Here is a 12,894-nt window from a genome sequence, read left to right as displayed (position 1 = left end):
CTCAAAGTCTGTGTTCGTTTAAACAATGTGATGGATCAAGGAAATTTGTTTTCTGCTACATAAGCATAATACGAGCTTCGAACTTAATCTATTGTAACAATGATATATCTGGTAGGTGGATTTACCCTAAATAAGTAGAGAGGCTTTCCCTTTTTTGTTTTCATTTCAGCTTTGAATTTGATGATCGAATTGCGATCTGGCATCCATTGTGATTGCTTGGTGATTTAGCTACGTTACTTTTGGTTGTGATTCGGGTTGTGTTCCGTATATTTACGGTACGAGGGGTTGAATTGGGTATATTTACTGCAATTAAGTGCTCACGCATCGCGCTTTTGTCATCTGTTGCCGCAAGCTCTCTCCTCTTGCCCACTGCTCTTATGGCCTATGATGATACTCCACCAAACCATTTGGCAAGCGATGAAGATACTTACGTGTTTGACTCATCCAGTATGTTCGTTAATTATGCTTACCACCTCAGATATAGCGATTCATACACCCCTCCCGACGACTATGTAGACCAGCTTACGACAATTCCAGTTGTACAAGTGAACAATAATGTAGACAATACATTTAGCATCCCAATGGCGTCTTATATCGCTGCTAATGTGACGGATGATACCCTTCCGGTGCCAGTTGATATTTTCCCGCACGCTCTTGGTCCGATCGATATTACCACTGGCGGCATCATCTCCGACGACACGGTTTCAGAAAAAAGCGAAATTGATCAGAAAAATGATAGTGATCTAGCCAACATTATAGAGAACAACCCGGTTGACAATATTCGCGATTATTTTTCTAATCCTGACGATGCATCACCCACGCCAATGATCACTGTTTATAACACTGGAGCGCTGGGTGTGGAGAGTGAATGCGCCACCAGTCAGCTAGGTTGTCCATCTGAATTTACAGAACCGCTGACAGCAGGCATTCGCGCCTATTCGATCGGCAGCGATGGGGATAGTGGTAAAAATGGTGATGACTTTTTAGATAAAGACGCGGACGATGGTTACCAAGGCCGTCTGGGCGGTGATATTGTCATCGTCAATCAAGGTAACATTGATAACCAGATGGAAGCATCTGGATATGGCATCTGGGCCACCTCTCGCGGCGGGCGTGGCGGCAATGGTGGTGATAATGGTAGCCCTGGCGATGGCGGACATGGCGGCAAGGCAGGTTCTATAGCGATCTTCAATGGTACTGCTGCCAATATTCTCACATCGGGTTTTGATTCAGACGGTATTTTTGCCCAATCAATCGGCGGACGAGGCGGCAATGCTGGGGACGCTGGCACATTACACGATGGTCAGGATGGTGGTATTGGTGGTGATGGCGGTGATGTTTTTATCGAGAACATGGGGCGCATTGAAACCACAGGCAACGCAAGTGATGGTATTCATGTTGCCAGCACCGGTGGTGATGGTGGTGTTGGAAGTGGCGGAGATGGCATTGGGACCAGTGGCGGTGATGGCGGAGATGGCAACCATTCGGGTGAGATAGAGGTTTTGCACGGCGGCCACATAAAAACATCGGGTGATCATTCCGCTGGTGTTAGTGCAAGCGGTGTAGGTGGCAATGGTGGGGATGGTGGTAGTATTTCAGGGCTTGCTTTCTCCATTGGTGGTTCTGGCGGTACGGGCGGCGATGGCGGTAAAACTAATATCGATCTGACTGATGCAAGCGTTAGCACGACAGGTCATCATGCTGCAGGGATCGTCAATCAAACCATTGGTGGTGGTGGTGGCCGAGGTGGTGATGCATCATCAGTTGGTTTGGGTTTTTCAGGAGCTATTGGTGGTTCTGGCGGTGGCGGTGGTGATGGAGGCTTAAATGACTATTTTTACGTGGGAGATTCGTTCTTTACCGCTGACCCATGCCTAAACTTAGATACGCCAACCATAGAATGTGCTTCTAATGTCACGGCCCTGAGTAGTTCCCATATTACAACCCAAGGGGATCACTCGACAGGGCTTATGGCCCAATCGGTGGGCGGCGGCGGTGGGCACGGTGGCCAAGCAGCCGCTTTTTCAGGTGGATCCGAGGTCAGCGCATCATTGTCTATCGGTGGTTCAGGTGGTGATGGCGGGGATGGGCGTGCTGTCATGGTCAGTGTCGATGCGAATAGCTCGATCAGTACAGGGACAATCGATGAGGATGGCATTGGGCAAGGCCACAATTCAGCAGCAATTTTGGCGCAATCCATCGGCGGTGGCGGTGGCAGCGGCGGCAATAGTGTCGCTGTCGCTGTATCGGCAGATGAAAGTTCTGCCATTAGCATCACAGCAACCATCGGTGGGGATGGTGGAGAAGGTGGTGATGGCGGCTTGGTAGACGTTTCGAATATTGGCAGCCTTAGTACCTTTGGTACCAATTCAGCCGGTATTGTTGCACAATCGGTGGGCGGCGGCGGTGGAAGCGGTGGCTCGGCTTGGGGGCTGGCAGGTGCTGCCAGCAAAGGTATATCCACAAATGCTCAGCTCACCTTAGGAGGGAATGGCGGCAGTGGTGGCGTCGGCATGAATGTCACCACTTCCAATGAAGGTGATATTTCCACTTTTGGTGCGCAATCCACGGGTATTCTAGCGCAATCCATTGGCGGTGGCGGTGGCCATGGTGGCAACTCCACCAGTTTGGGAGCTGTATATGGTGAGCAAACAATCAATGTTGGTCTGGGGCATGGCGGTGATGGTGGTGATGGTGGATTGGCGGGCACAGTGACTTTGGATAATTCAGGTCACATCAGTACCACCGGCGCGCGCGCCCACGGTGTCGTGGGCCAGTCTGTTGGTGGAGGCGGAGGCAGTGGCGGCAGCGTTCACGATTATAATTTTTCATTTGCCAATGCTGGAGATGAGGGTGACGCACGTTCGATCACTGCGGATGTTTCCCTGGGCGGGGCAGGTGGCACTGCATCCAATGGCGGGGCCGTGACTTTTAATCAGGCTGGTCAGGTGGTGACACTCGGAGACAATTCCCATGGTGTCTTGCTGCAGTCGATTGGCGGCGGTGGCGGTTCGGGCGGCAGCGTTGTATCGCTGTCCTTGTCACGTGCTCAAAGCAGTGAAGGTGGTTCTGCTACTAGTCTCACAGGAAGTTTGGCCTTGGGTGGCAGCGGCGGCGAAGGCGGTGATGGCGGTCAAGTTACGGCTACTTTAGACAATGACGCAAACATCTACACTGCGGGCCATTTGTCTTATGGTCTGATCGCCCAGTCGATTGGTGGCGGTGGTGGTGAAGGTGGCAATTCGACAGCTGTGAGTTATGGTTCTGCCAGTGTGAGCGGTGGCGATGATGATGATGGTGAAGATAGTGCTACTGACACGACAATACAATCCGGTGGCGTCTATGATTTGATACTGAGTATCGGCGGTAGCGCTGGTAGCGGAGGCAAAGCTGGTGAAGTTGATGTAGATGTAAAACGCAATGCAATTATCACAACAACGGGCAATCAATCCCATGCCATTGTAGCACAGTCTGTTGCCGGCGGTGGTGGGATTGGTGGATCGGTAAGGGAATATGACAATGCGTCGATCACCAAAGGACATTCAATTGAGTTGGGAGGTTCAGGTAGTGATGGCCAGGATGGGGGCGCTGTCTCTGTAACAAGCCTTGCCGGGAATGGAGCAATTCAGACATCAGGTGATGCGGCTTTGGGTATTTTTGCGCAGTCTGTCGGCGGGGGCGGTGGTATAGCTGGTGCCGTTTTGCCTTTCACAGTTGGCATCCCAGTGATTGACTATGATGTGTCGTTCAGCGCCAAAACCGAACTCGCTGGCAGCTCAGGGTCATCTGGTGATGGTGGAGCGGTTATGATCGATCATGATTCTGCTGTTAAAACCTTTGGTATTGGGTCTATTGGATTGTTTGCTCAGTCGGTTGGAGCTGGTGGCGGCTATGCGGCCCAAGAGACGTTTGTGAATGATCGACAGATCGATATCTTATTGGGTGGCACGCAGTCTTTAGGCAGTGCTGGTGGCACCGTTGAGATCAGTGGTGCAGGGTCAATTGAAACTCAGAGTGCTCTGTCTCATGGGATTGTCGCGCAATCGGTGGGCGCGGGCGGTGGTACCAGTCACACGCAATCGACCGGCGCTGATTTGGATATCGCTTTTGGTATTGAACTCGAGACAGACGGTCATCACCCCACCGCTGATGGTGGAGATATCACTGTGTCGGCAAGTGGAATAGTTACTACTCAGGGCGATCATGCCTTCGGTGTATTAGCCCAATCAGTTGGTGGTGGCGGCGGTTTAGTGACCCATTCACATCAATCCGATGAAACAGCCGTACAATTGTCATTAAACGCCACTGGGCGAGGTCATGGTGGGGGTATTTCGATCGGATCAGACGATATGCCTTCAGCACTTGATGTCACCACTGCCGGCGATGGCGCCCATGCCATATTCGCCCAATCAGTTGGCGGCGGGGGCGGCTTGGTGTTGCTTGATGGCGCAACTGATCTTTCTACCGAGTTCAATAGTGAACCTAATCCCAATGAAAGCGGTGGTGATATCGACATCGTGTCGGCTGGAAATCTTGTTACAAAGGGCGATTTCGCCAATGGCATTTATGGTTTCACCGGCCTTGGTGCGACAGTGCTTTATCAAACGGATACTGGCAAAGGTGTCTTGGGTGGTTCCTATATTGATGAAGATGACGTCTTGGATGTGGGCACTGTGACCATTCGCCAAATGGGTGATATCAAAACCTATGGAACCATGTCTCATGGTATTGAAGCGCAGTCGGCAAATCGGGAAACTGGTGCAAAAGGAATTGATATTATTGTCGATGGTAACATATCAGTTTTTGGTGAGCAGTCCCATGCCATCAAAACACTCAATGCCATCACAGATGGCTCTGGTCATGGTGCCCCTAAAACGAATGTGCTGACATCCGTGGTTGTTGAAAACAACGGCAAAGTGCTCGGCCACCATGAAGATAAAGATACGCCCCTCATCGATATTCATGATGCTTTGGGGGCTGCCGAATTGACCATTTCTGGCACCGTTGCCATCGATGACTATCTCGACGTCAAAAGCAACGCCATCGCAATGAACGCAGCTTCCTATGGCATCATTGATGTTGCAGCAACCGGCCATGTCTATGGCGGTATCCACGGCATATCAGCTGATAATATCGACCTGAAAAATGCGGGTAATATCTGGGGGAATGTGACAGGGATTAATGATTACACGCTGGGCAAGGAGGGCAAGCACTACCTTATGCTTAATCCTGGCAAAGGCACCGGCCAGTCGATTTCCGTTGGCACCATGGATATTGGTCAGGGCGAAGTTCGGCTTGGAATATCCTCATTTGACAAATTATCAAAGCCAATTGAAGTGCTGAGGACAAAAGAGGCGCTTGATATCGACCATGATCAATTAGTCACACCGTTAGCGGTGGCAATGAAACTTATGCAAGATGACGTGGCAAACAGCGTATCGGTCACGGATGTTGATGTTAGTTTCTTGGATGCGGGGCTGACTGGAAATGATCGTATATTGGCCGAGGCGGCTGAAAAACATGTGCAGCTTTGGCTAAATGGTGAAGTCAAGACCGGCGATGATTCTGAGGAGGACCATCTTCAGTCCATGCTTATTGAAGCTGCCAACACCTACTCGCTGGATGGCTTATCCGATGCGCTTCACATGATTGATGCAAGCAGCCACTACAGTGTTGTTAACACCCATTCAGTGGCTACATCATACATGATGGACAGTCTGCAAAGCTGCGGCGTATCGACTGGTGTTTGGGCGGTCATTGCTGAAGGCGAGTGCAATTGGTTTCGCGGTGTGAGCAATTGGCGTCGTGACACCTCCGATGCTACCGAAAGCTGGCAATTTGGCGTTGTCGGCGGAGCCCAACGTGCAATCTCTGACAGGCTACGTTTTGGCGTCGGTTTTGGCTATGAGAGAACATTTTTTGAGGCTCCGACATCAGTTAGTGATGGCCACCGTGTTCACGCTGGGGCTGTTTTAAAGTACAATAAAGACCAATGGTTGGCATCCATGTCTTTGTCCGGTGCTTATGATTGGGCTGATGGCATCCGCAACGTCAATTCTTTCTCCAATCTCGTTCAAGCTGATTCTGACCAAAGCGCACTTTCCGTGTCTGCGCGCGCACGTCTGGCGCGGGAGTTCGATCTTGGTGGTTTGTTTGTACGACCAACCATTGATTTTGATGCAGAATGGATCCATGACTTTGGCTATACCGAAACCGGTGCAGGCACGGCCAATCTACACGTGCCTGAGAATGATATCTTCCTATTTGATTTAACGCCAACCCTCCGCTTATCAACACAATTTGAGACCGATGATGGAACCGCACTGCGCCCCTATCTGCATGCTGGTGCAAGGTTTGCGCTCAATGATTACAAGCAGGCTTCATTTCTGATTGATAGCAATCTAGCATCGACCGAAATGGAATTGGAGATTGATCGCGAAGACGTGTCCGCCATCATTGGAGCTGGACTTCACATTGTCACCGAGGACAATTTCAATGTCAGATTTGATTATGAAGGCGCTTTTTCAAGTTCGACAATCAGCCACAAGGGCGGTCTTAAACTTAGTATGAATTTCTAGAGAGCCAGTTCTAGGAAATCGGGCGTGCCTGAAAGCAGTTTAGCTTGATCAAAAACTAAATCGGGAATGGCATCAATTCTAGGAGAAGGTCGGTATTTGAGAGGTTTGTGGCAAAAATCGCTTAATATTTGGCTATGCCAATTAAAATTTACACGTTTTTTGGTAAAAATTCAATTAAATCAGATAATTAAATGGAGCGGGCGAGGCGATTCGAACGCCCGACCCTAACCTTGGCAAATATGGTGATTACGTTTTTGCTCTGTGTTTTCTATTGGTTGTTTTTACTGTGCTAGGACTGTGCTAGAAAATCGATGTTGGAAAATAGAAATTAGGACTTTTCCATATGATCGTTTATCGTGCTTTGGAATTCAAACATGAACTCTTTGATCTGATCATAAGTGTTTTGGGTGCCGATTTGCTGGTCAGATTGAAGAGAAACGAGCATTTCATCTACAATACACATTGATAACAGCTCCTCCCTACTGCCCATGCATAGCATGTCATTGCCATAGTCAAAATCCAAATGACCAGTAGATTTTTCGCCAAAAGCTTGTTTCATGTTTGTGATTGTATCACTTGAAGGCATTACAAACGCCTCATTGTTGCTGATTGTGATCATGATTGGATCAAATTCAGCTCCTGACTGAGTGAAACTGGCTTCAAGAACAAATGAATTCTGCTCAAGTTCGGAAAATTCTATTTGAAGAGTTTTGTTTTGTGCAATATGCCCGGGCAAAATATCACCGATTTGCAAACTAGATCCTGGCCCAAGTGGTGTTAAAAGATCTTGAGCAGCAAGAGGTGCAGTCATAAAGCAGCCAATCGCAATTATTGTTCTAGTTGATTTAAAAATTTTCATTGTTTTTCCTTTTTGGCCAATATAACAACGCCAATTCTCGCTTCAGTCACCCATATGAGTGACTTGCCTGCTTTGACTGCTTGCTAAGCATCACCAAAAACATGGAGATGAGAAATGCGAACGTCAGCGCGATTTGCTGTGCCGTTTTTTATAGCGGCAGCACTAAATGCTTTTTCAAATGCCAATGCTCAAGATATTGGTAGTGTTGCTGATACAATAGTTGTTTTTGACGGCTCTGGGTCCATGTGGGGGCAAATTCAGGGCAAGGCAAAGATTGAGATCGCTCGTGAGACTCTCTCAAGTGTTTTGAGCGAAGTGCCTGCACAAAACCGAATTGGGATGATTGCCTATGGTCACCGGCAAAAAGGCGTTTGTGCGGACATTGAAACCGTTGTGCCTGTTGGTCCTGCCAATCAATCCGTTCCTCAGATGATTAACGTTGCCAACGCACTCTTACCCAAAGGTAAGACACCATTGTCTGACGCTGTGCGCATTGCTGCGGAAGAATTAAAATATACCGAAAATGCAGCCACTGTGATTTTGGTCACCGATGGCATTGAAACCTGTAACGCCGACCCTTGTGCGTTAGCTAATGAACTTGAAAGTGCAGGTGTTGGTTTTACCGCCCATGTGGTTGGCTTTGGATTAACGGAAGAAGAAGGCCGTCAGGTGCAATGCCTTGCCGACAATACGGGCGGGCTTTATCTGCCGGCACAAAATGCCGATGAATTGAAAGACGCTCTTCAGCAAACTGTTGAGGTGCAACCTATCCCTTATAGTGATGATGATTTTGGTCCTGAAATTGCCGCAGAGCGTAATGTTAGATTTCTATTTAGGGATGTTGAGGGCGGAGACCTGATTGGTATCCGCCAGTTGTCTGGTTATCTGGAACGTGATGATGGCACGGATATTGCCAATGAAAATTTTCAACTCAGCTATCCTGAAGCGAACGGAAATTCAGCTACTGGATTACTTGAGCCGGGCAGTTATGTTGCACGCCTTAATCGTAATGATGCGTCAGCAACAGATATCACCTATGCTTTTGATATCCCTGAAGGTGAGGGAGAATTTGTCGTTGAGGCTATTTTGGGCTCAACGGTTAAGATTAATCTGTTCATCAACCCAAAACTTGCGTGGGTGAAGGGCGATGCGTTTCCCACCGCTGTTGGCAGATCAAGACCGCGTTTTAATTTAGAGATTTTTCCTCTTAAGGGCGGTGAAACATCACAAGACCCGCTTGTTAAACTCACTGAAACATCTGATCTTTCCCTACCTTTATCGATTGGTTCTTATTTAATAAGAGGCAATATTGATAGTGGTACCTCTGTCGAGCGGGTTCTTAATTTAACGGCTGGTGGACAGACAGAGTTTGATTTTTCCTTTGATGCCACACGGGTTTTTATCGATGCACGTGAGACAAGCGGGCAACCGGTGAAACGTCAAACAACTTATTGGTATGACAAGGTGCCTTCGGGGCGTAATTATTGGGTCAGCGGTGGTGGTCGATCAGAAGATCAGCTAACGCCATTTTATCTCCCGACAGGTAGTTTCATCACCAATGTCGGTGGCGAGGGTTATGGCAAGCGTCGTAGTGAAGTAGTTGTTAATGTGCCTGGTGATTTTGAAGATCTCATTGTTGAGGTGGGCGAAAGTCTCGCTTTAGATGCGGATGATCAGGGCTATTTTAGCCAACCTGACAATAGTCCCTGTGTTGAGATTTTGAAAGTCACGCGCAATGGATGCTTGGTTGAAAAAGCTGATTTTTCAAGCCTTGATACTGATAAGCCTGCAAATGAACAGGACGATGATATAACGCCACCTGCAATTGTTTCTGATTGGGAAAAGGATTTGGATGGCCTTAGCGGTACGGCTTATGTCTTCGTAGATACTGATTTAGAGCCGCAACTGTTTGTTGTTTTCGAGAATGAAGATGGATCAGGAATGGCTGATGTTATTCTTCGCAATGAATGGTGTGGAACAGCAGATTGCGAGGAACATGTTTGGCGTGAGCCTGCAAAATTCTGGGATCTTTTGTTGGAAAACAGCTTTGTTACCAAACGAGCAGGTCTGAATGCATTTACTCTGGATGTTGCGAGCTTTGGAGATGACAAACAAGTAACCATAAGTGGTGGTGGATATCCGCGTACGCAACTCACATTTTTTGACCGTATAAAACTTGATAAACCTAAAACTCAGACTGATCCAGAACCGGTTGCTCCGGCTGATCCTGAGAAGAGATCTGGCATATCTCTTAAATTCGGAGATGCGCAAAAAAGACCACTTGTAGAAATTGTTGTGATGGACGGGCTAGACGATGTCACGATCCTTTTGGAAGATGGATGGTGCGGCCGCGAGGGCTGTTATCCCGATAGCTTCGTCGTGCCTTTGGAAAAAATCAAAAATTTGGTTCTCGAGGGCTATCGATCAGCTTCGTTTGGTGCTGGGCGTTACAGATTGGAATTTGAAACTTTTGGCGACAATAAAACCTTTTGGGTGACGGAGAATTCTAGCAGCCGTGTTCGTTTTGATCTGCTTGAAAAGCTTACGCTTGGCGGTCAAGGCTCAGATATTCCTGCCCCGACCTCGCCACAAGTTGTTCCAAGCGAAAAAACTGAAAAGGTGTCACTCACCGATAAGGTCAATAGAGTATTTGGTATATTTCGATTTGATGGCAGTGGAGCATCGATTGATGATATCACAAGTGATTTTTTACATGTGCAATCCTGCCAGCGCGCACCGATTATAATTTATCCTGATCATACGATTGCCTTTAAAAAATTTGAAGCGCCAAAGAGTGAAAATGAAAATCCGTTTAAAACGGCGGCACTTGGCAATTGTCAGGTTTCAGGTTCAACATTTGATTGTTCCATTGAAGACCTTGCGACTGGGCAAAAAGATGCAATGTCCTTCACATCAATTCTCATGGGAGACAATCACTATGACTTAACCATGGCTGACGGCAAAAAATCTATTGCTGCATCCTGCTTTCATCCCAACGGTGAGCTTGATGCAAACCAGATTATGCCCGGTGGTAAAGTCTTATATGAGCTCATGATCACGCGTGACGATGGCAACAAGATTGGGATTGGTTACGACAAAAATAACAATATCTATAAGGACGGTTTGAAATGATGCGACATTTATTAGCTTCTACTGTCTTGATGTTGTCGTGTACCTATGGGCAGGCACAAGAAGGATCAACGAAACAATATAAAATATCTGAATTGCCACGGCCCTTGGGTATCTATGCGCTCATTGAGGGGCATGAAAGTCTTGAAACAGTTGGCAATATTGGTGAGAACCTATGTTTGATGCAGCCAGTTGTTTTTCCCGGGCGCGGACAAATTTGGCTAAAGCAATTGGGCGCTCCGGTAGATGGCAATCCGTATCAATTCAAGTCTTGGATGGAATGTTCTAAGTGGGATGGTGAGCCTGAAAATTGTGTGATGCATGAGGGCGCTCCCGGTACGCCAAACCCGATAGGAGCGCAAGGAGGTATGGATTATTCCCCGATTGGGGACGGGCATTTCAAAGCCTGCTTACCCGATAGTAAGACTTGCTCATTGCTTTATGCCTGCGTGAGCCCAGATGGAGAGTTAACCGTCGACCGTCAATTAACAAATGGGACAAATGTCATTGAAGCCATTTTGGCATATCCAAATGGTGAGCCATCCGCGCCCCAATATATCGATAATGAAACAATTCAATATGGACGATAAAATGCATATTTATAAATCTATCATGCTGGCCTTTTGTCTGATCATTTCGCTCATGACATCTGCGCTTGCCAATGATTGGACTGGCGACTGGAACTCAAATTTTGGTCAGTTGCGCCTTATACAAACTGGTGAGCGCCTTTATGGAGATTATCAAAATCGAGGTGTTATTGAAGGCAAAGTCAGTGCAGATGGCTCCAAAGCGCGTGCAGTGTTTGTTTATAATGATGGCAGGTGGGGTACAATTGAATGGATTAAAACCGGCGAAAGAATAAAGGGTTCCTGGAATTGGTCTAAAGATGCGTTGGCCAATGCAAGTTCGGGCAAAGCTTGGACGGCTGCCAGAGAACGGTCTCGCACATCTGCTTTTAAATTTGCACGGCCATCTGTGGTTGTCTATCCCACAGGCGATCCAAACTTCACCGAAAAAGACGTTCAAAGATGGATCGATGCGGTTGTAGGCTCTGGAACAGGCGTTAGCCAAAACGCTCGTTCAGGTCTTAGTGCTTTATATGGTGGATATTCACTGTCCGGCCTTGGTCAGAGTTATGATATTGAAGTTGAGGTCATTCATTATGAAGGATCAAACACTGCAGGCGTTGATATTTCAGTTTATCGTGGGTCTGAACATAATTGCCCCGCGGTCATGCATGCTGAATTTTGTGAAGAGCTTATTGGCAAGTTTAATGACCGAGGATTTATCGATGTGCAAACAACCGGTACTAGAATCATAAATCGAGGCCAGATTGGTGAGACAATTGAGGCAACTTTCCGCCTGCCGGGTGACCGCAATGATCGTATTCTACGGCTGAACCGTGAAGCCACTTACTTCGGTGCATCAATTCATCACAAAGATCGCGGCTACGATTATTCTGCCTATGCAAATGGACGCCCGCATTTGTGTGTAAATGCACAATGTCAGGATGCTGTTTTTTTGGATGTCAAAAATAATCCAAACAAATATCGCGGCAATGTTGACCAAGGATATATTGTGAGAACAATCAACTTGCCAAATGATATTGAAGTTAGCCACAATCTAAATATAGATTGCTGTGCACCTATGCCTCCGCATCTTTTACCAAATGCATCCAGCATGAGCGGTAGCTTTGTAATATTAGATGAAACAAGTGAAAATTTGGGAACAATAATATTGTCGCCAGATGGCAACGATATTGCCGCCAGCGGCATGTTAAGAGTTTTTTTGAAACTGGCACAGATCATGACACAGTCTTTACTCTTGTCTCGCAAACAGATGAAGCGCTTGCATTCGATTTGGATATTTATGCAGGCCAATCAGGAGAAACAAAGTCCGGACGAATTATCTTTGAAATTGCCGGAAAAGTGTCAGCGGGTAACGCAACTGGCACCCTTATTGTTGACAATGAAATATTCCTCATCGAGCTTGTGAAACCCATAAGAGGTGTTGATCCCAAAGATGTGGGCGATGTCCCAGCTATTGGGATATATTCGGTTAAATATAGTTTCCACCAAGTGCCAGCTAACCGATCAATTAAGCTCCGACTTGAACCAAACCGCAATTCAGGTGTGAGTGGCGAAATTTCTACAAATGCAGCTGGTTTGGACATGATGGCATGTACGCCAGATATCGATTCACTCAGATTTCAAGAGGCAGACCAAAATACTCGCATCCGGCTTTTATCATCTGTTTGGTGCCAAATCACAAATTCTCAGATCGCTGGCTGGGTGCCCGGGCGATATTTATTTCCAGAATAGTGGGAGT

6 protein-coding genes are annotated in these 12,894 nt (G+C 47.3%); 5 read left to right on the top strand and 1 reads right to left on the bottom strand.

Going from position 1 to position 12,894, the window contains the following annotated elements; genetic code table 11:
* Positions 1-290 precede the first annotated feature (290 nt).
* Positions 291-6,578 (top strand): hypothetical protein, encoded by a 6,288-nt coding sequence (locus tag ACZ1GZ_RS01795; RefSeq protein ID WP_472666713.1) that lies wholly within the window; start codon positions 291-293, stop codon positions 6,576-6,578.
* Between the two features lie 328 nt (positions 6,579-6,906).
* Here the strand turns inward: ACZ1GZ_RS01795 and ACZ1GZ_RS01790 are convergent, their stop codons facing one another.
* Positions 6,907-7,437, bottom strand: coding sequence for a hypothetical protein (locus tag ACZ1GZ_RS01790; protein ID WP_472666712.1), 531 nt, complete (start codon positions 7,435-7,437; stop codon positions 6,907-6,909).
* 114 nt (positions 7,438-7,551) lie between these two features.
* Between ACZ1GZ_RS01790 and ACZ1GZ_RS01785 the strand changes: the two genes are divergently transcribed.
* From ACZ1GZ_RS01785 to ACZ1GZ_RS01770, 4 genes are read left to right on the top strand one after another with little or no spacing between them, the layout of a single operon-like run.
* Complete coding sequence (locus tag ACZ1GZ_RS01785) at positions 7,552-10,569, top strand: vWA domain-containing protein (protein WP_472666711.1); 3,018 nt, start codon at positions 7,552-7,554, stop codon at positions 10,567-10,569.
* Positions 10,566-11,156: a hypothetical protein gene (locus tag ACZ1GZ_RS01780; protein WP_472666710.1), complete on the top strand. Its 591-nt coding sequence runs from the start codon at positions 10,566-10,568 to the stop codon at positions 11,154-11,156. The genes ACZ1GZ_RS01785 and ACZ1GZ_RS01780 overlap by 4 nt, the downstream gene beginning before the upstream one ends.
* A gap of 1 nt (position 11,157) precedes the next feature.
* Positions 11,158-12,561 (top strand): hypothetical protein, encoded by a 1,404-nt coding sequence (locus tag ACZ1GZ_RS01775; RefSeq protein ID WP_472666709.1) that lies wholly within the window; start codon positions 11,158-11,160, stop codon positions 12,559-12,561.
* On the top strand, positions 12,558-12,887 hold the full coding sequence (locus ACZ1GZ_RS01770) for a hypothetical protein (RefSeq protein WP_472666708.1): 330 nt from the start codon (positions 12,558-12,560) through the stop codon (positions 12,885-12,887). Before ACZ1GZ_RS01775 ends, ACZ1GZ_RS01770 begins: the two co-directional genes overlap by 4 nt.
* Positions 12,888-12,894: the final 7 nt, after the last annotated feature.

This window comes from Lentilitoribacter sp. JB5-8 (genome assembly GCF_055693385.1).
Note: the sequence above shows the minus strand (reverse complement) of the source record. Positions and strands in the feature narration are given on the sequence as shown.

Bases quoted from the DNA above. Each gene is read 5' to 3' on its own strand.
- ACZ1GZ_RS01785 (WP_472666711.1), top strand. From the start codon at position 7,552: ATGCGAACGTCAGCGCGATTTGCTGTGCCGTTTTTTATAGCGGCAGCA.
- ACZ1GZ_RS01790 (WP_472666712.1), bottom strand. From the start codon at position 7,437: ATGAAAATTTTTAAATCAACTAGAACAATAATTGCGATTGGCTGCTTT.
- ACZ1GZ_RS01775 (WP_472666709.1), top strand. From the start codon at position 11,158: ATGCATATTTATAAATCTATCATGCTGGCCTTTTGTCTGATCATTTCG.
- ACZ1GZ_RS01780 (WP_472666710.1), top strand. From the start codon at position 10,566: ATGATGCGACATTTATTAGCTTCTACTGTCTTGATGTTGTCGTGTACC.